Raw genomic sequence first — 21,909 nt, 5'->3', positions numbered from 1 at the left:
TGGGATTCCGTGAGGGAGTTTCGTCCATGCCGATCAAGCACAGCGTTATCGTCTCGTCCGAAATGACGGCCTTTGTTGGTCCCGGCGCGTGCGACCGCCTGCTGCTGCCGCCCGACGCGCTGCTGATCGGCTTTGGTGATGTCGGCGAGCCAGTGGTCCGCACCCTGGCGTTTCGCGAACTGGAAAGCGAAGCTCATTTGCTGGTGTTCGCGGTGTCGCGCGGCGCCTGCCGCCGGTTGTTTGGCGAACTGCCTGATCCCGGCTGGCGCTGGTACCTGCCGTTGGATCTGCGCGCGCTGGGACAATCGATTATCGCTCCCGAATGCGACGCCGCTGCGGCGGACACGTTGCGTCTGGCGCGGAGCATCGAGATGCTGTGCCAGTTTTTCGCCGCGCTAAGCGCGGGCAGCTTGGTGGCGGTCGATGGCCAACCCGGATTATCGGAGAGCGACATCTCGCGGGTCGCCGCGGCGCGGCGGATCGTCGACACCCGCTGGCACGAGAAGCTGACGATCGACAATATCGCGCGCAGTTGCGGGATCAATCGCGACAAGCTGACCCGTGGCTTTCGCGAACTCTATCATTGCAGCGTTGGCGAGGCGCTGAGCGAAAGGCGACTGCGGCAGGCGCGGACCTTGCTGGCGGCGAGCGGCCTGCCGGTGGCGAGCATCGGCTATGGCTCCGGCTACCTCAACAACGCCAGCTTCACGCGCGCCTTTTCGCGGCGGCTCGGCATGGCGCCGACCGCGATGCGGCGGATGGGGGTGGCGGCGTGAGCGGGATGATTGACCTTGGCCGCGGCTCACTCGTCGATCGGGCGGTCGACGCGGTGCGCGACTATATCAGCAGCCATGATTTGAAAGGCGGCGACACGCTGCGCGGCGAGCGGAGCTTTGCGACGCAACTGGGAGTCAGCCGCCCAGTAATGCGCGAGGCGTTCGGCGCGCTCACCGCGCTGCGCCTCGTCGATGTCGACAAAGGCCGCAAGCCGCGCGTCGCCGCGATCGATGGGTCGGTGACGGCTGCGTCGATGGGCCATGCGGTCAACACCGCGCAAGTGTCGCTCGCCGAAGTGTGGGAGGTGCGCCGGACGCTCGAATTGCGTACCGCCGAGCTGGCGGCGATCCACCGCGGCAAGGAACAGGCGCAGGCGATCCTGACCGCTGCGCACGGGCTGTCGGTCGAGCATGACGAGGCGGCGCGGACTGCGGCGGATACTCGCTTTCACCAGACAATCGCGGCGGCCAGCGGCAACCAGCTGTTCCTGCAGATCGTGCGCTCCTTCGAGCAGCTGATGGCGGTCGCCATCCCCCGCGCCTGGGCCGGGCGGACGACGCGCGAAGAGCGCGACGAAACGCTGGCGCTGCACCGCGAGGTCGCCGAGGCGATTGCGGCGCGCGATCCGCTGCGCGCCCAAGCGGCAATGGACAGCCATTTCAACAATTCGATCGGCGAAATGCTCAAGGACCAGTTCTGAGCCGATGTTGGCGGGCGTCGAACTGGGCGGCACGAAATGCATTTGCACGTTGGGCACGGGGCCGGACGATGTACGCGCGCAGGTTGAGATTCCTACAACAAGTCCCGAGGCGACATTGGCTGCGATTGCGGGCGCCCTTGATCGATGGGATTTCGAGTCGCTGGGCATTGCCAGTTTTGGGCCGCTGGAGCTGGATCGCACATCGGCAAACTTCGGGAGCATACTATCGACGCCCAAGCCCGGATGGAGCGGAGTTGACCTGACGTCGCTCGCGAATGGGGTGCCCTTCGCCATCGACACCGACGTCAGTGGTGCGGCGCTGGCCGAAGGTCGCTGGGGCGCGGCGCAGGGGTTGGACAGTTGGGTCTATATCACGATCGGCACCGGGGTCGGTGTCGGATCGGTTTCCGCAGGCCAAATCTTGCGCGGGGCGGGGCATAGCGAGGCGGGGCATCAGCGGGTGCCGAAGCTGGCGGGCGATCTGTTCGCAGGCTGCTGCATGTATCACGGCGACTGCGTCGAAGGTCTGGCGAGTGGCCCCGCGATTGGGGCGCGGACGGGTAAGGACAGCAGGGAGATCCCACCCGACGACGACGCCTGGAACCACGCCGCGCACGCAGTCGCGATGCTGTGTCACAATCTCGTGCTGACAACCCTGCCGCAACGCATTCTGATTGGCGGGGGCGTTATGATGGGCCAGCCGCAACTGCTTGGGCTGGTCCGCAATCATCTTCGAAACAGCATGGCGGGTTACGGTAAAGTGCTTGGTTTTGAAGACTTCATCATTCGTCCGGGCCTCGGCGAACGCGCTGGGCCTTGCGGTTCGTTGGCGTTGGCGTCGACCGTGGTGAATCAGTCCTCCGGGGCTTCATGACGGCCCCAAGGCGCGCGGCGCTATATCCGCATCCCGGGTTTGATTGCACGCGGGCCGTGCCCCCAGAAATTGGTTTGGCACACCGCTGTCTTCGATCGGCATATCCGCGGGCATAGCCTCACGGGTCGGACAGGTGATATGCTTCCGCAATGACAGCTGACAATCAGTGTCGTGCAACAATTGCGATCGCGAGCGGGCCGGCTTGGGGCGGGGCAGTCGTTTGCCGAGCTCACCCGAAAAACTGCGCACGGCAAATAGCCGCCGCGAATGCGATCGGAGGCAACTGAATGGCCTCGCTCGCTAAAGCCTTTAACATTGCCGATATGGCTGCGCTCGCCGGGCGCGCCCTGCCGCGGCCCATCCGTGATTATCTGGAGGGCGGTGCCGACGACGAGTGGCCTTGGCGCGCAACCGAGCCGTGTTCGACGAATGGGTGCTTGCGCAGCACACGCTCGTCGATGTGAGCGACGTCGATGCTGGCACCGACCTGCTCGGATACCCGAGCGCAATGCGGCTGATGCTGTCGCCGACGGGCATGTCGCGGTCGCCAGCTGGACACCGCGGCGACGCCGATCGACTATCTTCGCGTGATCCGCGACCGTATCCAGATTAGCGCCCAATTGATCGCCGACGGCGGAGTGCGCCGCGGCACCGACGTGCGCTTGAGGCGGTCGCGCTTGGCGCCGACGGACGCTCGATCGGTCGGCCTTGCCTTTACGGTCTGGCGGCGGGCGGTGAAGCAGGCGTGGCGCGCGTGCTGGCGATTTTTCGCACCGAGGTCGAGCGTGACATGTGCCTGATGGGCCGTATCCGCATCGCGGAAATTACCGCCAACGATGTCGCTCATATTTCGCAGTTTCGCTCGAAACCCAGCAGCTTTCGGGCTCCCGTCAAATCGATGAGAATTGTGCCATAATACATGGGATCCGCATCGATATTGAGGAATGCGTCCGCTTTGGGCTTCGAACCTCAACTCTGCAAGTCTGACTGCGAATGGCCCTTTTGTGGCGATGCCCCACCCTGGCGCCAGATTGTAAGGCTAGAGGATTGCCAGCACAAGAATTAGTGACATCACGAAACTTGTCAGCGTAGCCATTGCCACCGGCACGGTTGCGCGCCACCCCATTTCGAGCAGCAGGTCCATCCGGGTGCGCATAGCGGTCGCGGTCACCGCGAGCAACAGCAGTGCCTTCGATGCCGTGAGCGCGGCGCCGCGGACCGCTTCGGGCATCGCCACCGAGCTGTTCAGCGTCACCATGGCAAAAAAAGCAACGATGAACCAAGGTAGGGCCAAGCGGCGCCAGATACGCGTGCCGCTCCCATCATCGGGCTTAAGCAGCAGGCTGACCAGTGCGACGATGGGCGCAATCAGCGCCACCCGTGCGAGTTTGACGACTGTCGCACTCGCGCCCGCCGTATCGGAGAAAGCATAGCCGGCGCCAATCGCTTGCGCGACATCATGGATCGAGGCGCCGATCAAGAAACCCGCTTGTGCATCGCTCAACCCGAACTTCGCGGCGAGCAGCGGATAAATTGTCATCGCCAGCGCGCTTGCGAGCGAGACGCCGACCAGGGTCAATGCGAACTGGGCTTGCGACAATCGCTGCCGCCCGATCACGCCATAAAGTGCTAGCGCCGCGCTGGCGCCACAGATCGCGGTCGCGCCGCCCGCAAGCAGTCCGACGTAAGACGACTGACCCGAGATCCGCGCCCCCGCAAATCCGGCGCCAATCGTTACCGTCATGATGAGGATCAGCGCGACGAACGGCACTGGCCCGAGGACTGCTATCTGATGGAACGTGACTTGCAGCCCGAGCACTACGATCCCGACGCGCAGAAATGTGCGCGAGGCGAAGTCGAGCCCGCGGTGCGTCGCCTGGTTGGTCGAAATGAAACTAAGCGCCAGCCCGACAAGCAGGCCTAGCAGGATGATCGGAAATCCATAATGGTCGGACAACCATGCGGCGGCGGCCGATGCGACAGCGCAGGCGGCCAAACCAGGAAAAAGGCTGTCCTTCGGCGTTGCACCCGCCGCGGCCTGGGCATGGTGCAGTTCGCCGAATAGGTCGCCGCTGCTGGGCAAGTCGTTCCAATGCGCGTGCCGCATCGCAGTCAGGTCGTTTCTGTCTAGCGCTGTCATAAGCTGGTGCCATATCGTGAAGCAGCGAAAGCGTGCAAGCCCTCTCTTGCCCAAGAGAGGGCGACACGCCTAAGCAGACAGTGATGGTCAGCAGGGCGAATGGGGGAGATGCGCAGCCGTGACGATGATTTGCCGGCCGGGTGCGGAGCGCAAGCGCGCATGACCCGCGCGACGATAAAGGATGTCTCACGCGTCGCAGGCGTGTCGATCAAGACCGTTTCGCGCGTGCTTAACAAGGAACGCTATGTCAGCGACGACATGCGGCAAAGGGTCGAAGAAGCGGTCGCGCGTCTCAACTATCACCCCAGCCAGGCGGCGCGCACGCTCGCTGGAAAGCGCTCGTTCCAGATCGGGCTGATCCACGACAATCCGAGCCCCTATTATATCTTCAACATGCAGGCCGGCGTCGGGCAGCGCTGCCGCGAAGCCGACTTTCGCATGATCGTCCAGCCGTGTGACATCAATTCGCCCGGGCTCGTCGATGATATCGGCGCGCTGATCGATCAGGCGCAGCTCGACGGTATCATCATGACCCCGCCGGTGACCGACGTCGGCACCGCGCTCGCCGAACTTTTTCGCCGTAAGATTCCGGTCGTTCGCGTCCAGCCAGGCACTGATTTGACGGCAACGTCGGCGGTTTATATCGACAATGTGCAGGCGGCCGACGATATGACCGCCTATCTGATCTCGCTCGGTCATCGCCGCATCGGCTTTGTTACCGGGCACGGCAATTACTTCGCAAGCGGTCAGCGATTGACCGGATATCGGCAGGCACTACAGCGCGCGGGAATCGGCTTTGACGCATCGCTGGTCTTTCCCGGGCAATTCGATTTCCAGTCGGGAATAGCTGCGGCCGAAGCACTTCTAGCGCTCGACCAGCCGCCGACCGCAATCTTCGCGAGCAGCGACGAGATGGCGGCGGGCGTGCTCGCTGCCGTGCACCGCATGGGCATTGCGGTGCCAAGGCAGCTCTCGGTCGCGGGCTTCGACGACACCGACCTCGCCCAGGTCGTCTGGCCAGCGTTGACAACTATCCATCAGCCGATCCGCGACCTCGGTTACGCTGCCGCCGACCTGCTGCTCGAATTTGGTGAAACGATGGAACGACGTCAGCTCCCTCACAAGCTGATCGTGCGCGGGTCGACGGCAGCCCTCCAAGGCTGACTGCTTCTCTTTTCGTCCGCGCACCTTGATCCGGGTTCCTGCTCGCGACGCGTGCGAGCGATTTCAGCGGCACAGGACAGGTTAGCGGACCAGGTGCGGGCGGCTACGAAAGAAAGCCCTTGTCCTTTGCAGTATGACAGCGTTATCTTATTTGAACAGAAAAAGGGATTCGGGGGGAGAAACACTTGGCGCAAATCGCCGACAAACGCCGCTGGCTCGTGGTCGGGCTCGTCTTTATCGCCATCGTGCTCAATTATGTCGATCGCCAGATCCTTGCGCTGCTAAAGCCGACGCTTCAGCTCGAGTTCGACTGGAGTGACCGCGACTACAGCCACATGGCCTCGGCCTTTCAGTTCGCTGCCGCGCTGGCCTTTCTCGGGACAGGTTGGTTCATCGACAAGGTCGGATTGCGCTGGGGCTTCGCCATTGGTGTCGGCGTGTGGAGTCTCGCGGGTATGGCGCATGCCTTCGCCACGACCGTCTCGGGCTTTATCGCTTCGCGCGCAGTCCTTGGTGCCGCCGAATCGATCGGAACCCCGGCCGCGGTGAAGACCGCCGCGACATATTTCAACGCCAAAGAGCGAAGCTTCGTCCTCGGCCTTGGCGGCATCGCGCCCAATGTTGGCGCGATCCTGACGCCGCTGCTGATCCCTGTCATGGCGTTGATGTGGGGGTGGCAGGCGACTTTCTTGATTGCGGGAGGGCTCGGCCTCGTGTGGGTCGTGGTTTGGCTCGCGGTCCGCATTCCCGAACAGCCAAATGCAGCGCGCGACGCAGCCGCGCCCAAGATTGCGTGGAGCAGCTTGCTTCGTGACCGCCGCCAATGGGCGGTCATCCTGGGCAAGGCGCTCACCGATCAGGTGTGGTGGTTCCTGCTCTTTTTCATGCCCGACCTGTTTCACCGTCTCTTTGGATTGACACAGGGCACGCTGGGGCTCCCGGTCGCTTTCGTCTATTTTATGGCAGCTTTGGGCGGCATCACCGGGGGGTATCTGCCCTCGTACCTGATGGGTCGCCGCGGCTGGACCGTCAACGCGGCGCGCAAAACGACGATGCTGATCTATGCCTTATTGATCCTGCCGGTGCCCCTGCTTGTCGGTGTCGATAGCGCGTGGGTCGCCGCGATGATCCTCGGCCTCGCGCTTTTCGCGCATCAAGGCTTCTCGACCAATATCTTCGGCCTCACCACCGACGTCTTTCCGGCAAGGATCGTCGGATCGGCGATCGGCATCGGCGCCTTTGCCGGTAATCTGTCGGGAATGGCGATGATCGAGTTTGCTGGCTGGTCGCTCGATACCGGCCGCGGCTATCTGCCGATGATGCTCGTTTGCGCCTTCACTTATCTTGCCGCGCTCGCCGCGATCCACCTCATCCTGCCTCGTATCGTTGCGGTGGACGAGGCGGAGGATGGCGACGCGGCGCCGGTGCTGGCACATTAATCGGCTGCCGCAATAAACCCACTTTCCTCTCGCCAAATCTTGGAGTATATGACAGCGATGTCAGATTTTCTTCTCCCTCCCGCTTCGGTGACCCTCGCTGGCCACGCCGTCACACCCATTGCCTGGGGTATGTGGCGCTTCGCCGGGGTCGATGTCGCGACCGCGCGCGCGCGCATCGATGCCGCGTTCGAGGCTGGCGTTACCTTGTTCGACACCGCCGACATTTACGGCTGCGACACCCCGGGTGGCTTCGGCTCGGCGGAGGCTCTGCTGGGCGACGTCTTCGCCGACGCACCGGGATTGCGCGACACCATGGTCCTCGCAACCAAAGGGGGGATCATCCTCGGCGTGCCCTATGACAGCAGTGCGCCCTATCTCACCTCGGCGATCGACATCTCGCTCCGACGCCTGCGCACCGACCATGTTGAGCTATGGCAGATCCACCGCCCGGATCTGCTCACCCATCCCCAAGAAAGTGCGCGGGCGCTCGAGGACGCGCACGGCGCTGGCAAGATCGGCGCGATCGGGGTGTCGAACTTTACCCCTGCGCAGACCGCCGCGCTCGCCAAATTTCTTCCCGTGCCGCTGGTCAGCCATCAAAGCGAATTTTCGCCGCTGCACCTCGCGCCGCTCTTCGACGGCATTTTCGACCAGACGATGGGGGAGGGCATGAGCTTTCTCGCCTGGTCACCGCTCGGTGGCGGCCGTCTCGGCGATCCGAAGGACGAGCGCGCTCAAGCTATCGCCGCGCTGCTCGACGCAAAGGCGACCGAATATGGCGTCTCGCGCGCTGCCGCGACCTATAGCTGGGTGATGGCGCATCCTGCACACCCGATCCCGATCGTCGGCACCCAAAATCCGGACCGCATCAAGGATATTCCGCAAGCCTTCGTGCCGCGCTGGACGCGCGCTGAATGGTATGCGCTGCTACAAACATCGATGGGGGAGAATCTGCCATGAATGCCGCCACGACGCCGTGCGAAGTCAGTTGGTTCTCGGCGCTTTGCGACGACGACTATGAATTTCTGGGTGTACCCGACCCGATGCTCAAGTCGAGCTGGGAGCATTGCCGCGACATCGTGATGCAGGCGGAATCTTTGGGGTTCGACAATATACTCCTCCCATCGGGCTATGCGCTTGGCATCGACACCACCGCTTTCGCTGCCGCAATTGCAACGATGGTGAAGCGCATCCGCCTGCTGATGGCAGTGCGTATCGGCGAAAGCTGGCCGCCGCAACTCGCGCGCCAGATTGCCACGATCGATCGTATCCTCGGCGGCCGCCTGACGGTCAATATTATCTCGTCCGACATGCCGGGAGAGAGGATGGAGTCCGAACCGCGCTACCGCCGTACGGTCGAGGCGATGCATATTCTCAAGACCCTGCTCAATGGCGAGGCGCTCGACCATGATGGCGAGTTCTGGCAGCTAAAGCTCGAACCCGCGCGCATCGGTACGGTATCGGGCAAGGCGCCGCCGCTCTACTTTGGTGGCCTCTCACCTGCCGCGCGGGATGCCGCGGCAAAAGGCTGTGACGTCTTCCTGATGTGGCCTGACCGCGAAGAGGTGGTGAAGGAGATCATTGCCGACATGAGCGCGCGGGCAGCATCCTACGGGCGCAAGCTCAAATTTGGCTACCGAGCCCATGTGATCGTGCGCGATACCGAATTCGAAGCGCGCACTGCCGCTGACCGGCTGCTCTCGAAACTCGAAGCTGCGAGGGGCGCCGAGATCAAGGCTCAGTCGCTCGACTCGCAATCGTTCGGCGTCAATGCGCAGGTCGCCTTGCGTGAAGCAGCCTCCGACGATGGCTATGTTGAGGACAATTTGTGGACCGGCGTCGGCCGTGCCCGCTCAGGCTGTGGTGCTGCTATCGTTGGCGACCCTGATCAGGTGCTCGCCAAGCTGCATCGGTATCGGGAAATGGGCATCGAAGCGTTCATCCTCTCCGGTTACCCGCACGCCGCCGAGGCGGACTTGTTCGCGCGCCATGTGTTACCGAAAATGAGCCACGGCCCCCTGGAGCTCTAATCAGGTGCTAGAAAGCTCATGACCCCGCGAAAGCGCGGCGCATCGCCTGGCCACGCAGCACCCAAACTGGGCAGAGATGGATTTCTGCTCCAGCGGGATGGCCACGAGCTATCCCCGCAGTGGTGTTGACTGTTGGCTAATAGGGCCAGGGTGCCGCGGACTCAAACTGCGAGCGCCATAGCGGTCGTGCATGAAATAATTCAGCCCGCCCAGACCTGGGCGTAGAGTTTCGCCATCTCCTCGGCATCGGGAACGCGCGGATTGTTCGCTGGCGACCCCGACGCTGCCGCCTGCACACACATGGTGGGGACCAGCGCCTCCCAACGCGCTGGGTCGATCCCCCAAGCCGCTGGTCCCGGCACTTCTAGCTCGCTGTTCAAGGCTGCGAGCTCGTCAACCAGCCGCGCAACCGCTGACTGGGCCCCCTCCGCCTCGTCGGCAATTCCCATCGCCCGCGCGCAATCGGCATAGCGATTCAGCGCCGCGGGCGCCGACCAGGCGGTCACCGCCGGCAGCAGCATCGCGTTCGACAGCCCATGCGGGACGTGGAAATGCGCCCCGATCGGCCGGCTCATTCCGTGCACCAGCGCGACCGAGCTGTTCGAGAAAGCGATCCCTGCCTGCGTTGCCCCCAACATCATCGCCTCGCGCGCTGCGCCATCGTGCGGATCGCGGCATACCCGCCGCAAATTCGGCGCAATCGCGCGCATCGCGAGCAAGGCCATGCCGTCGCTGAACGGGTTCGCGCGTTTCGACACATAGGCTTCTATCGCGTGCGTCAAGGAATCGATTCCGGTATCGGCGGTCAGCCGCACCGGCTTGGTAAAGGTCAGCTCATAATCGACGAGCGCCGCAATGGGCAGATAGGCGAGACCGGGGCACAGCATCTTCTCGTCACTCGTCTCGTCGGTGATGATCGTGAAGCGCGTCGCCTCCGATCCCGTGCCCGCAGTGGTGGGGATCGCGATGACCGGCAGTCCGGGCGTATCCTGCACATGCGGCGCCTTGTAATCGGCCATCGCCCCGCCGAACCGGCCGAGTAGTGCAATCGCCTTCGCGCTGTCGAGAGGGCTGCCCCCGCCGAAACCAACGACACAGTCATGATTGCCTGCAAGGAGGAATGCCACGCCCGCGTCGATCGACGCGACCGTCGGATCGGGTACCGTATCGGCAAACACCCGCGCCGCGATCCCCGCCGCCGCCAGCCCTTCGGTCAGTTCGGCGACGCGCCCGCTGCTCGCCAGCCAGCCGTCACTGACGATCAGCGGCCGCGCCAGCCCCAGCGCCGCCAGCACGTCGGGCAGTTCTTTCGACGCCCCGCCGCCGATACGGAAGATACGGGGCAGGGCGATGCTCGCGATACTCAACTCACCATCTCCTCGCGGATCGAACTCCGCGCCAGCCAGAACAGTCCCGACGCTACCGCGCCGAAAAGGATGAAGAGCAGCAACGACCAGCGCACGCCTTCGGCTGACCCTAGCCCCATCGGCCCGCTGATGAAATCGCTCACTGCCCCGACCCCCAGGGGACCCAATCCGAGTCCAATGAGGTTTATGATGAACAACAGGACCGCCGTCGCGGTCGCGCGCGTATGCGGCTGGACCAAGCCTTGCACCGCGGCATAGCCTGGGCCGTACCAGAGCGTGTTAAGGATCGGCGGAAAGGCGAAGAGGATGAGGGCGACGACGGCAGAATCGACGAGCAGCCCGGCGATATAGAAGGGAATGCCGAGCAATGTGGAAATTGCCGGAATCGAAACATAGGCACGCAGATCGCGCGCTCCATATTTGTCGGCAAGATAACCGCCCAAATAGGTGCCGACGGCGCCGGTCAGCCCGAGCACGATGCCCAGCGCTACCCCCAGAAAGCCGGTCACACCCAGCCCGAATCCACCGGCGATTTCGGTCAATTCCGCGGCATGGTTGCGAAAGAAGAAGGGCGCAAGAAACGCCGCAGCGCCATAGCCGATGAACGCTTTGATCGCTGCGGCAAAGGCAATCAGCCAGAAAGTCCGCTTGCCACGAATCTCGGCCATCGCGGTCTTGAAATCGGGGCGTGATGCCTTGAGCGCGGCGAGGTCGGCGTGCAGCTGCCCCCGCGGCTCGCGAAGCGTCGTCCAAGCAATGATCGCCATCAGCAGGCCGGGCAATCCCGCAAACAGAAAGGCCGTCCGCCAGCCATAGGCGTCGGCGATCAGCCCGCCGAGCGCCAGCCCGAGCAACCCCCCGAGCGGAGTTCCGAGTGCGTAAAAGGCGAGCGCGGACGCGCGTTTCTCCCGCGGCGTGTAATCGGTGATCAGCGAGTGTGCGGGCGGGGTGCAACCCGCTTCGCCAATGCCAACGCCGACCCGGCACGCGACAAGCTGGACGAAATTCTGCGCGAAGCCGCACGCGATCGTGAACAGGCTCCACACTCCTGCCGCGACCGCGATTATCCGCGGCCGATGCCCCGTCTCGGCATAACGTGCAATCGGAATGCCGAGCACCGTATAGAAGAGTGCAAAGGCAAGGCCGGTCATGACCCCCAATTGCCAATCGGCAAGGTGCAGCTCGTTTTTGATCGGCTCAGCCAAGATCGCGACGATCTGCCGGTCGAGGAAATTGAGGATGTATATGATGAGCAATACCGTCAGCGCGTAGCGACGATAGTATTTCGACGCCGGCGAGAGCGCGGGTGAAATCGCCGGCGAGGCGGGAACTTGGTAACTCATGATATCCTCTCAAATTCTTTTCTGTTTTGTCGTCTGGACGCGATCCTGGCGCCCGCCAGTCGCGGCCCTGCGTCGTTGGGAGCGGCGTGAGCGATCGGGAGGCTATGCCGAGGGACGCTCAAAGCGAGCGATTGACTCCCGTATCCGAAACGATATGACAGCGTTGTCGGAAAGGAAAGACTTTGCCTGAATTGCTCGTTCTTCAATCGGTTTGGGGTCTCGACCAGTGCCCCGGTTTCGACATCGAAAATCGCTTGGACGATGCGCTGGGCCAAGTCGTCGCGGCGGGCTTCGATGGCGTCGGGGTGAACATTGCGCGCACTGAACGCACCGACGGCGTCGCGCGCGTGATGAACCCGCTCGGTCTCGTGTGGGAAGCGCAGGCACTCGTGGCCAACGCCGATCAACTCCGCCACTGGATCGGCGAAGCACACCGGCTTGGCGCGCATCACCTCAACGTGCAGATCGCTGGACCGACCGCTGACTTTAAGGCCGCGCTCCGCCTGGTCGATAGTCTCGTCGCGGCTGCAAAAGACGCGACGCTTCCTATTTGGTTCGAAACCCACCGTGGTCGCCTTACCAACGACCTGCTTTTCACGCTGCAATTGCTCGAAGAGCGCCCCGGTCTGCCGCTTACCGCCGACCTGTCCCACTATACCGTCGCGGGTGAGATGGAACTGCCGCTCCGTGACGATCAGCTTGGCGCCATAGAAACCATCCTCCAAGGAAGTCATAATTTCCACGGCCGCGTGTCGACGACGCACCAGGTGCAGGTCGCGCTGGACGCGCCGCAGCACGCAGGCTGGCTCAACCAACATATAAGCTGGTGGCGTCGCGGCTTCGAGCTGTGGCTCGAACAGGCGCGGGCGGACGACGCGCTGACGTTCATGTGTGAACTCGGTCCGCCGCCCTATGCGATCACCGCGCCCGACGGCCGCGAAATGACGAACCGTTGGGAAGAAGCGCTGCGAATGCGCGATATTGTGCGCGGACTGTGGAGCGAGGTCGCCGGAGCCCATTGAGCGCGTCACGGCGCAATGGCAGTCTGCCAGCGTGCGAACGCGGCATCGGCTTCGTCGCTCCCGACCTTTGGCAAAAATTCCGCGTCGTAACGCGCCAGCGTCGTGAGATCGCTTTCGTCGAGCAACCCCACGCCCATCCCCGCTGCGAGAGCCGCGCCAAAAGCGCTCGCCTCGCGCACCGCATGGCGTCGAACGGGCCGTTGCAACGCGTCGGCCTGCAACTGCAGCAACGTATCGCTCGCCGACAATCCGCCCGCCACGGGCAGCGCTTCGGGCACCGGCAGCGCCGCGGCGATCACCTCGGCAATCTCCCGAAAACGGAAAGCAATACCTTGCAAGGCAGCGCGCGCGACCTCTCCCGGCCCGTCCGCAAAGCTCAGTCCCGCAATGAGCCCGCGCGCCTCGAACTTCCCATGCGGCGCCCCCATTCCGGCAAGCGAGGGCCGCACCACGACGTTGCGCGCGTCGGCAACCGAAGCCGCCGCCGCTTCCATCGCTGCCGGCGAGGCAAACAGCCCGAGCCCGTTGCACAACCATTCGATTAGCGAGCCGGCGGTAATAACCATTCCCTCGACGCAGAAGCGTGAACGTCCGCCCACGAAGACGAGCGCCTCGGCGGGCATGCTGTTGTGAATCGCCTGCGGCGCGTCGCCCGTGCCAGCCATTAGCACCCCCGACGTGCCGTACGTCGCCTTCCATTCGCCGCGTCCGAGCGCGCCGTGCGCGACCATGGCGGCCTCCTGATCGGCGATCAGCGCGGTGATCGGGACACGCGCGCCGAGCACCGCTGGAGCGCTTTGGGCAATCGCGCCCCAGCTTGCGACCTGGGCCGGAAACATCGCCGCGGGCAGCCGCTGGTGCGCGAGCAATGCCGTGTCCCAGCCGGCGCCGTTGGCATAGTCATAATAGCCCGTCAGCCAGGCGGCCGAGGCATCGGTGACGTGCGCACCGCTCAGCCTGTAAGTCAGCCAGCAATCGAGTGTACCCCATTGCAGATCGCCGGGGTCTCGCCCCGACAGTGCGATGGCGGCGGGAAGTTTCGCAGACGGCACTTGCGGCCAGGCGGTGAACCCTCGCGCGCGCAGCGACCTATATTCCTCCATCCCACGCAAGTCGCTCCAGACCAGCATTGGCGCGACGGGCTCCCCGGTCGTGCGGTCCCACAGGACAATGCTCGCGCGCTGAGTCGTCACGCCGATCGCGGCGACGTCGGCGATGCCGCGCCCGGCGGCTGCGAGAGCGCCGTCGATCACCGCGCGGCAGATATTCCAGACCTCAGCTGGGTCCTGCTCGACCAAGCCCGGAGCAGGGAAGTGGCTCGCGATAGGTCTTTTATCGACGCCCAGCACCGTCCCAGCCGGATCAACCAGCATGGCGCGGGCACCCGTCGTGCCCGCATCGAGTGCGAGCAGCAACTCAGGCATCGGGTAGCAGATTGCCCGGGTTCATGATTCCCTGCGGATCGAGACAGTGCTTCAATTGCCGCAGCAACGCGACGCCGTTGTCGCCCAGATCGTGGTGCAGAAAAGGTTTGCGCAGCCGCCCCGCACCATGGTGATGCGCGACGCCGCCGCCGTGTTTGGCGGTCGCTTCCATGATTGCGCGCCAGCAGGCGAAATAGGCGGGTTCCATCTTGGCACTGTCCTCGAACGTCGCGGCAAAGCTGAAATAGAGATTGATGCCCGAGCGATATACATGGCTGCTGTGCGCCGAGGCATTGATCACGCCCGGAATTTCATTGAGCGCGGCGATGCTGTCGTCATAGATCGCCCCGATCTCGCTCCAGTGCCCCGAAATCTCGACCGTGTCGGCGACATAGCCTCGGTCGAACATGTCGCGCCAGCTCGGGACATGGTTGCGCCGCTCGATCCATTGTTTCGCGGCATCGGGATTGCCCGCTTCGAGCCCAGCCGCGACGCAAATTTCGTGCATCGCCGCCAGCTCGGCATCGACCCGCGCCTTAGGCCCCTCGTGCACCATCAGCAGCATTGTTTTGCCGTCACGCGCATGATCGCGAAACAGTCGCCGCACCTCGCGTCCGTCATATTGGCGCATCACCGGCGGGCGCCAGTCCGCGCGCACAATCTGTCGTTGCGCCTCGAAACCTGCACACATGTCGTCGGCATAGAAGATGCTGTAGTCGCGGTGCGGCGCCTTGGCGCGGAGCGAGAAGGTCACTCCGGTGATCACCCCCATCGTGCCTTCGGCGCCCATGAGCAGGTGGCGCAGGTCCGGCCCCGCCGCAGCGCGCACCGCTTTGCCGAGTGTCACCAGCTCGCCGTTTGGCAGCACTGCCTCGATCGAGTGGATGATATCCTCGATATTGCCATAGGCGGTCGAAAACTGCCCTGAAGCGCGGGTTGCTACCCAGCCGCCGACGCTGCTGATTGCGATCGATTGCGGCCAGTGGCCAATCGTCAGCCCGTGCGCCGCGACGGTCTCCTCGGCCTCCATTCCGTTCAGCCCCGCATCGAAGCTCGCGAGCAGATCGTCGCCGTGGATATACCGGACCCTCTTCATGCCGCTCATATCGAGCAGGATCGCTTGCGGAGACGGCTCGATCCCGCCGCACACTCCGCTGCCAAGGCCATAGGGGATAAGCGGCAAGCGCTTCTCGGCGGCCAGCTTCACGACCTTCTGCACGTCCTCTACCGACTGCGGCCGCACGACGCAGCCCGGCGCGGGCACCGCCTCGCCGCGCCAGTCGCGCAGATGCTTGACCGCCCATTGGTCATATCGCCGCGCATTCAACGCATCGGCATCGCTAGCGACGCGATCGGCGCCGATTATGCTGGCAAGGGCTTCGTTTATCGAACGCATTTCACTCTCCCAAAAGCCTGCGGCTCGCATCGTTGATCTGTCGGCAATGCGCGATCTGCGCTGCCTTCATGGCGTCATCCCAGCCGAGCAGCGCGCCCATGGCGTCGGCGGCGGGGGCGAGTGCGGCAAGGCCGGCGCCGTGATCGAACCAGGCGCGTGCGCTACGCCGCACCCAATAATCCTCCAGCTTAGCGGCGCCCTCATGCGTTACCGCTCGCACTGCCTCGGGGGCGACAGCGCCGCCCGCGTCCACAATCTCGCTCGCCTCGTCACCATAAAGCCCCGCCAACCGCTCGGCAGCGCGCGGATCAAGACGGCTCATGCTGTCGCCAAAACTCCCCGATCCGCCCGGCAGGGGCGCATCTGCGGTCGAACAGGGCCGCGCGCTGCTGCCCAACCGTTCGATGGCCAGATCCACCACGCGCTCTGCCATCGCGCGATACGCGCTGAGTTTTCCTCCCGCGATCGAGATCATCTCGCCGGGCGAAGTCCAGATCTCGTCCTTGCGCGACACTTCGCTCGCCTTCTTCCCCGGCTGCGCGATCAACGGCCGCACCCCCGACCATAGTGAGACGATCTCGGCATCCCGGATCGGATCTACGCGCAGCGCAGACTCGGTCGCGCGCAGCAGATAGTCGATGTCCTCACGCGCGGGCGCGGGCCAATAATCGGCGCCGTCATGGAACACATCGGTCGTGCCGATATAAGTGAACGCTCCGCGCGGCACCGCAAAGATGCTGCGCTTGTCAGGCGCGCGAATGATGATCGTCGAATTGATCGGCAGTCGCTCGCGCTGCAAAACCAGATGAATCCCTCGGCTCAGTGACATTCGGGCATCACATTCGCCTGCCTCGAGCCCGCGCACCTGATCGACCCACGCCCCGGCGGCATTTACTACCAGCTTCGCCTTGATCGTTGCGCCCAGATTGTCATCAAGCGTTGACGTCGCAACCAGCCCGTCGCTCGTCAGTTCCGAAGCTGCAGCATGGTTCACGACCACCGCGCTTGCGGCATGCGCACTGCGGATGTTGGCAAGCACCAGCCGAGCATCGTCAGTCAAAAACTCGGGATAGAGTATGGCACCATTCAGCTTGTCGGTGCGCATCAAGGGCTCGCGCCGTCGTAGTTCAGCGAGCCCAATCACTTCATGCTTCTCGGCTTCGGGCACCCCGCCGAGCTTCTCGAACGTCCAGAGGCCCGTCCGCAATTTCGCGGCCATCGCCATGTTCGTTGTCGGGATCAGGAAAGGGGACAGCCGCGTCAGATGCGGTGCGATCCGGCGTAGGATCTGCCGCTCCGAGGCCGCCTCTTTCACCAGCGCTATATCGCCTTGCGCCAGATAGCGCAGCCCACCGTGAATCATCTTCGACGACCGGCTGCTCGTCCCGCTCGCAAAGTCGCGGGCCTCGACCAGTGCGACCGACAGCCCGCGCATCGCCGCATCGCGCGCGATCCCCGCGCCGGTGATCCCGCCGCCGATCACCGCCACGTCAAACGCGCGCGTTTCCAGTTCGGCAAAGATCTGGCGCCGCGCGCGCGTGTCGAGAGAGGTGGTGCTCATATGGTCACGCTACGCACATGACCGGAGCATTGGTATTGCAAAACAGGAATGATATGGTGCGCGGCATGAACCTCCGCCGCCTCCGCCATTTCGACGCTCTCTATCGCCTCGCCAGCTATGCGCGCGCCGCCGACGAACTCGGTCTCACGCAATCGGCGCTCACCCGTTCGATCCAGAAGCTCGAACAGGAACTGGGCGCCACGCTCTTCGACCGCACGACCCATTATGTGCGCCCCACAAGCGACGCCGACCGGCTGATCCGCGCGGCGCGCGACGTGATCGCCGCTTCGGCGAATCTCGAACAGGAAGCGCGCGGCCTCGGTCATCCGACCGGCGGCACCGTTGCGGTCGGCAGCGGACCCTATCCGCTGCAACCCTTGCTTACCGACGCGATCGCGCGCTTCGCCGAGGCGCATCCGGGCGTACGCGTGACGATTACCGGCGGTCCGTCCGACCAATTGCTCGAAACGCTTGTTGACCGCCGCCTCGACCTCGTCGTCTGCAACCGCGCCAAGTTCGCCGCCTCGGGTCATGCCGATGAAGTGTTGTGCATCCCGCTGCCGCATGAGCCGTTGATGCTCGTCTGCGCCCCCGACCATCCGCTCGCAACAGCGCCGGACGACAGCGCCAATTTTCCCTGGGCGCTGCCGCGTCCCGCACCGGGCAGCAATTTCCCGCGCGCTCTCCGGGCCCGCTTCGCCGCTGGACACTTCCCCGATTATGAGCTCGACTCCACTGCCGCGTGCCTCGACATGGCGCGTAGCGGCCGCGCGATCACCGTAGTTCCGCGCGCACTGGCGGTCCGTTCGGGCCTGCACATGATCGCGCTTCCCCCGTCCGAGGTGACACGCGACGCCATCCATCTCCTCCGCAACCGCAGCCGGAGCGCGCTCGTCGCCGCATTTGTCGCGGTACTGAAGGGCGTGGCTCAGGCCGAGGCAATCCCGTCGAGCAACGCCGCATCCGCCGAACCTGCGCGATAGAACACAGGCGGCTGCCCGAACGGCGCCGCGACCGTTACATCGCTTCCGCCCACATAGCTTTTGCCTGACCACACATGCACCCACTGGGCGCCCGCGGGCAGATAGGCCGTCCATTCACTTATCCCCGCCGCGATCACCGGCGCCACCAACAGATCGGGACCGAGCAGATAGCTCGTCTGGATCGCATAGGTTTCGGGATCATCCTCGAAATGCAGAAAGAGCGGCCGCTGGACGGGCAGTCCCGTTTCCGAGGCCTCGATGGAAAGCCGTCGCAGATAGGGAGCCAGATGGGCATAGATACGCGTCATCTTCGCAAAATGTGCGAGCAGCTCGGGATCGTCGTCATATTGGACATTCTGCCGCGGCCGGTTGCCCTCGTGCGTGCGCATCATCGAGGTGAAGGCTGACATCTCCGCCCAGCGCATCGCCAGTTCGGCGTCGCGCGTGGTATCGAACAAGCTGGTATAGCCGCCGCAATCGCTGTGATGATGCGCGTTGCCCAGCATCCCCGCCGACAGCGCGGCGCAGACGACCGTTCCGATCCCGTCGTGGCGGCTGAAATCCACCGCCTGGTCGCCTGCCCATAGCATCGGGCAATGTCGCTGGACGCCCGCCGCACCCGATCGCATGAACACCATCATCTCGCCGGTTTGCCCCCGCCCTGCGACGCCCTTCGCATTCACTTCGCCCCACAAAGCCGGCCAGCGATTGTGCGCCGTCATCCCGCTCTCGCCATTCGCCAGTCGCACATCTACGGGCAGATATTCGCCGAAGTCGGCCATCCAGCCCGATAGGCCGAAATCGATCATCTTCTCGCCGATGATCGTGTCGGCAAACCATGCGGCGGCGTCAGGGTTGGTGAAATCGACATGCCCGCAGTCGAACTCGCCGAAATCGATGACATAGGGCTCATCCTTTTTGGGGTGCATCACCATGAATCCCTTTGCCGCCGCTTCGGCATAGAGCGGCCCATCGACAGCCAGATAGGGGTTCACATAGCCAAGAAACCGGATACCGCGCTCTTTCAACTCCTCGATCCGCACGGGGAGTTCTGGATAGCGCTCGGCATTCCACTGCCAGTCCCAGAAGAGGCGATTGCCGAAGCTGGTGATACGGAGACCGACCCAATCCTCGCACCACAGTCCCGACACCGCGACCCCGGCGTCTTCATAGGCCTTGAGCCGCCCAAAACTGTTATCGCCGTCTTTAAGTCCGATTACCGCGCCCTTCAGAAGCCATTCGGGCAGCGGCGGCTGGCGCCCGAAACGCTCCGACAGCGCCGACACGAGATCGGCAAAGTGCGGCCTTGCCCACAGCTCGATCCTGGCGGGAACTTCCCAAACTTCGACTTCGTGATAGTCGGCCGCTCGGAAATCGAACGCCGCATAGGCAAAGCTGTCGACATGAAGGGCGTAGCGCCGAGAACTGACGAACGTCGGCTGCGGGTAATTGGTATGGGAATAGCTGCCGCCGCCGCCCTTGCGATGCGCCTCGACCTGTTGGAACAGCGCCGAAGCCGGATCGCGTCCGACCCCAGGCTCGCTCGACCATAAGGGAAAATGATGGCCGCGCAGGTCGAAATAGGAGAATTGCTCGCCGCCGCCCCAGATATGCTCGCCCGCCTCCGCGGGCACCCGCAGCCACAGCCGGTTGAGTCCTGGATCGAGCGCCGTCAAAGCGATCTCCGCATTGTCGCCATCGCCTGAGACCGTTGCTTCGAGCAACCAAGCCGACCCTGCTGCCTCGGCGAAGCGGATGTGTTCGCCATCGACTTCGACATGCCGCAGCGCCATCCGTTCGACCACCTCCTGCGCAACATCGAAATGCCCGAGCTTCGCATGGATGTGCGGCACACCGCGCCCGACCGAAAAGCAAGGCGCGCCTGCGCTGTGTGTCAGGATGGTCCGCCCGCCGAGGTGAAGCGCGAAGCCGGTATCGTGCGCGTCAAGCGCCATGGGGTAGGATCCTTTCGCTCTCAATGTGAGGGGTGGCGAACCGCGCGCGCAAAGCCTTTTTGTCGATTTTGCCTGTCGCACCGAGCGGCATCGCGTCGACGAGCGCGACCGCATCGGGCATCCACCATTTGGCAATCCTGCCTTCGAGCAAGCCGAGCAATTCCGCATCGCTTGCACTTTCGCCGGGATGCAGTTCCGCGACCAGCAACGGCCTTTCGTCCCAGCGCGGATGCGGCACGCCGATCACCGCGCAATGCGCAATTTTCGGATATCCGCTGGCAATATTCTCGATCTCGATCGAGCTTATCCACTCCCCGCCCGACTTGATGACGTCCTTTGCGCGATCGACGATCGCCATATAGCCATGGACATCAATCGTCGCGACATCGCCAGTATCGAAAAATCCCTCGTCGTCGAGAATGTCTCCGTCCGCGCCGCCCAAATATGCCGCTGCCACCGTCGGTCCGCGCACGTGCAGCCGCCCCGGGGTCACGCCATCTTGCGGTAACCGCGCGCCTGCATCATCGACAATCTTTAGCTCGATCCCGAATGGCGGACGTCCCTGTTTCAAGCGCTGCGGCAACTGTTGTTCGAACGGAAGTTCCTTGATTGCGGGCGTCAATTTTCCGTGTGTCCCGATTGGCGAGGTCTCGGTCATGCCCCAGCCTTGCACCGCCTCGACGCCATGCTCGTGCAACCTCCGGATCAGGCTTTCGGGTAGCGCCGCGCCGCCGATGATTACACGGCGAAGGCTGGTCAGCCGGCCACCCGTCATGTCTAGATGATGGAGCAATCCCTGCCACACCGTGGGCACTGCGGCAGAAAAGGTCACGCCTTCGCTTTCGATCAGTTCATGGAGCGAGGCTCCGTCGAGATGCGCTCCGGGTAGCACCAGCTTGCAGCCCACAGCCGGGGTCGAGAGCGGCATACCCCACGCATTGGCATGATACATCGGGACGATCGGCATGGCGACGTCGTTGATGCCCATTCCGAAGACATCGGGCTGCAATGTCATCAACATATGGATCACCGTGGAGCGATGCGAGTAGAGGACGCCTTTCGGATTGCCGGTGGTGCCGCTTGTATAGCAAAGCGCGCACGCCACGCGTTCGTCGAAATAGCCCCAGCGCGCATCGCTTTCGGGCGCGCTGGCAATCAGCGTCTCGAACGATGTCGCACCGGGAAGGGCGTCGCGATCAACTTCATGCTCATTGCCAAAAACGACGACGATGCCGTCCCACGCCATGCCGGATAAAATGTCCGCGAGCAGATTTTGGAAGCATGGATCGACCAGAATAGCGCGATCCGCTGCATGGCCGATGATGTATCGCAGCTGATCGGCGAACAACCGCGGATTCAGTGTATGGCAAACAGCGCCCATACCCATGATCGCGAACCAGCTTTCGAGGTGGCGGATGTTGTTCCACGCCATGGTCGCAACCCGGTCGCCGGGCTGGATGCCGAGGCCCGCCAGCGCCGCCGAAAGCCGCCGCGCCCGTGATCGGATCGCCGCATAATCGCTACGCTCAACGGATCCGTCATTGCCGCGCGCGACAACCGGCCGGTCACCGTCCCATGTCGCACCATGATCGATAATCCGGTCGACGGTCAGCGGCCAGTCCTGCATCAGCCCGAACATCGGATCATTCGCTTTCGAGAAGGGAGTGCCGCGCGGGGTGGACCGCCCCGCGGCGGCAAAGATGAGATTTTATATTTTATACCCCCGGTGACGCC

The 21,909-nt window shown here is 63.7% G+C and carries 20 protein-coding genes; 12 read left to right on the top strand and 8 right to left on the bottom strand.

The window, feature by feature from the left end:
- The first annotated feature begins 26 nt into the window (after positions 1-26).
- From K0M74_RS16385 to K0M74_RS19910, 6 genes are all read left to right on the top strand, one after another.
- Positions 27-776, top strand: a complete 750-nt coding sequence (locus K0M74_RS16385; RefSeq protein WP_293974875.1) for an AraC family transcriptional regulator — start codon at positions 27-29, stop codon at positions 774-776.
- Between the two features lie 5 nt (positions 777-781).
- The gene (locus K0M74_RS16380; RefSeq protein WP_293974976.1) at positions 782-1,477 is read left to right on the top strand and encodes an FCD domain-containing protein; all 696 of its coding nucleotides are present in this window, start codon (positions 782-784) and stop codon (positions 1,475-1,477) included.
- Between the two features lie 4 nt (positions 1,478-1,481).
- Entirely contained in the window at positions 1,482-2,351 is an 870-nt protein-coding gene (locus K0M74_RS16375; protein ID WP_293974973.1) for an ROK family protein, read from the top strand.
- Positions 2,352-2,745: 394 nt separating this feature from the next.
- Complete coding sequence (locus K0M74_RS19920; protein ID WP_366932687.1) at positions 2,746-2,964, top strand: alpha-hydroxy-acid oxidizing protein; 219 nt, start codon at positions 2,746-2,748, stop codon at positions 2,962-2,964.
- Complete coding sequence (locus K0M74_RS19915) at positions 2,939-3,151, top strand: hypothetical protein (protein ID WP_366932686.1); 213 nt, start codon at positions 2,939-2,941, stop codon at positions 3,149-3,151. The genes K0M74_RS19920 and K0M74_RS19915 overlap by 26 nt, the downstream gene beginning before the upstream one ends.
- Positions 3,049-3,267: an alpha-hydroxy-acid oxidizing protein gene (locus K0M74_RS19910; RefSeq protein WP_366932690.1), complete on the top strand. Its 219-nt coding sequence runs from the start codon at positions 3,049-3,051 to the stop codon at positions 3,265-3,267. The genes K0M74_RS19915 and K0M74_RS19910 overlap by 103 nt, the downstream gene beginning before the upstream one ends.
- 123 nt (positions 3,268-3,390) lie before the next feature.
- Here the strand turns inward: K0M74_RS19910 and K0M74_RS16365 are convergent, their stop codons facing one another.
- A complete protein-coding gene (locus tag K0M74_RS16365) occupies positions 3,391-4,491 on the bottom strand; it encodes a putative sulfate exporter family transporter (RefSeq protein ID WP_293974869.1) in 1,101 nt (366 codons plus the stop codon).
- 159 nt (positions 4,492-4,650) lie between these two features.
- On the opposite strand from K0M74_RS16365, the gene K0M74_RS16360 reads away from it, so the two are divergent.
- From K0M74_RS16360 to K0M74_RS16345, 4 genes are all read left to right on the top strand, one after another.
- A complete protein-coding gene (locus K0M74_RS16360) occupies positions 4,651-5,655 on the top strand; it encodes a LacI family DNA-binding transcriptional regulator (protein WP_293974866.1) in 1,005 nt (334 codons plus the stop codon).
- Positions 5,656-5,840: 185 nt separating this feature from the next.
- A complete protein-coding gene (locus K0M74_RS16355; RefSeq protein ID WP_293974863.1) occupies positions 5,841-7,094 on the top strand; it encodes an MFS transporter in 1,254 nt (417 codons plus the stop codon).
- 57 nt (positions 7,095-7,151) lie between these two features.
- The gene (locus K0M74_RS16350) at positions 7,152-8,054 is read left to right on the top strand and encodes an aldo/keto reductase (protein WP_293974860.1); all 903 of its coding nucleotides are present in this window, start codon (positions 7,152-7,154) and stop codon (positions 8,052-8,054) included.
- Positions 8,051-9,124, top strand: a complete 1,074-nt coding sequence (locus K0M74_RS16345) for an LLM class flavin-dependent oxidoreductase (protein WP_293974857.1) — start codon at positions 8,051-8,053, stop codon at positions 9,122-9,124. Before K0M74_RS16350 ends, K0M74_RS16345 begins: the two co-directional genes overlap by 4 nt.
- Positions 9,125-9,324: 200 nt before the next feature.
- On the opposite strand, the gene K0M74_RS16340 is transcribed toward K0M74_RS16345, so the two are convergent.
- Entirely contained in the window at positions 9,325-10,491 is a 1,167-nt protein-coding gene (locus K0M74_RS16340; RefSeq protein ID WP_293974854.1) for an iron-containing alcohol dehydrogenase, read from the bottom strand.
- Entirely contained in the window at positions 10,488-11,834 is a 1,347-nt protein-coding gene (locus tag K0M74_RS16335; RefSeq protein WP_293974852.1) for an MFS transporter, read from the bottom strand. The genes K0M74_RS16340 and K0M74_RS16335 overlap by 4 nt, the downstream gene beginning before the upstream one ends.
- Before the next feature lie 182 nt (positions 11,835-12,016).
- On the opposite strand from K0M74_RS16335, the gene K0M74_RS16330 reads away from it, so the two are divergent.
- Positions 12,017-12,856, top strand: a complete 840-nt coding sequence (locus K0M74_RS16330) for a hypothetical protein (protein ID WP_293974849.1) — start codon at positions 12,017-12,019, stop codon at positions 12,854-12,856.
- 5 nt (positions 12,857-12,861) lie between these two features.
- Here the strand turns inward: K0M74_RS16330 and K0M74_RS16325 are convergent, their stop codons facing one another.
- The 3 genes from K0M74_RS16325 to K0M74_RS16315 are packed head-to-tail and all read right to left on the bottom strand — an operon-like array spanning position 12,862 to position 17,237.
- Complete coding sequence (locus K0M74_RS16325; RefSeq protein WP_293974846.1) at positions 12,862-14,280, bottom strand: FGGY family carbohydrate kinase; 1,419 nt, start codon at positions 14,278-14,280, stop codon at positions 12,862-12,864.
- Positions 14,273-15,676, bottom strand: coding sequence for an FAD-binding oxidoreductase (locus K0M74_RS16320; protein WP_293974843.1), 1,404 nt, complete (start codon positions 15,674-15,676; stop codon positions 14,273-14,275). The genes K0M74_RS16325 and K0M74_RS16320 overlap by 8 nt, the downstream gene beginning before the upstream one ends.
- Before the next feature lies 1 nt (position 15,677).
- Positions 15,678-17,237 (bottom strand): glycerol-3-phosphate dehydrogenase/oxidase, encoded by a 1,560-nt coding sequence (locus K0M74_RS16315; protein ID WP_293974840.1) that lies wholly within the window; start codon positions 17,235-17,237, stop codon positions 15,678-15,680.
- Between the two features lie 65 nt (positions 17,238-17,302).
- Between K0M74_RS16315 and K0M74_RS16310 the strand changes: the two genes are divergently transcribed.
- Positions 17,303-18,220, top strand: coding sequence for a LysR family transcriptional regulator (locus K0M74_RS16310; RefSeq protein WP_293974837.1), 918 nt, complete (start codon positions 17,303-17,305; stop codon positions 18,218-18,220).
- On the opposite strand, the gene K0M74_RS16305 is transcribed toward K0M74_RS16310, so the two are convergent.
- Together K0M74_RS16305 and K0M74_RS16300 are read right to left on the bottom strand one after the other, a co-directional pair.
- Entirely contained in the window at positions 18,166-20,175 is a 2,010-nt protein-coding gene (locus K0M74_RS16305) for an alpha-glucosidase (protein ID WP_293974834.1), read from the bottom strand. The two genes, K0M74_RS16310 and K0M74_RS16305, sit on opposite strands and share 55 nt — an antisense overlap.
- A complete protein-coding gene (locus K0M74_RS16300; RefSeq protein WP_293974831.1) occupies positions 20,165-21,814 on the bottom strand; it encodes a long-chain-fatty-acid--CoA ligase in 1,650 nt (549 codons plus the stop codon). The genes K0M74_RS16305 and K0M74_RS16300 overlap by 11 nt, the downstream gene beginning before the upstream one ends.
- Between the last annotated feature and the right edge of the window lie 95 nt (positions 21,815-21,909).

This window comes from Sphingopyxis sp. (assembly GCF_019459305.1).
In the GTDB taxonomy this organism is placed as follows: domain Bacteria; phylum Pseudomonadota; class Alphaproteobacteria; order Sphingomonadales; family Sphingomonadaceae; genus Sphingopyxis.
This window is presented reverse-complemented; position numbering and strand designations above follow the sequence as displayed.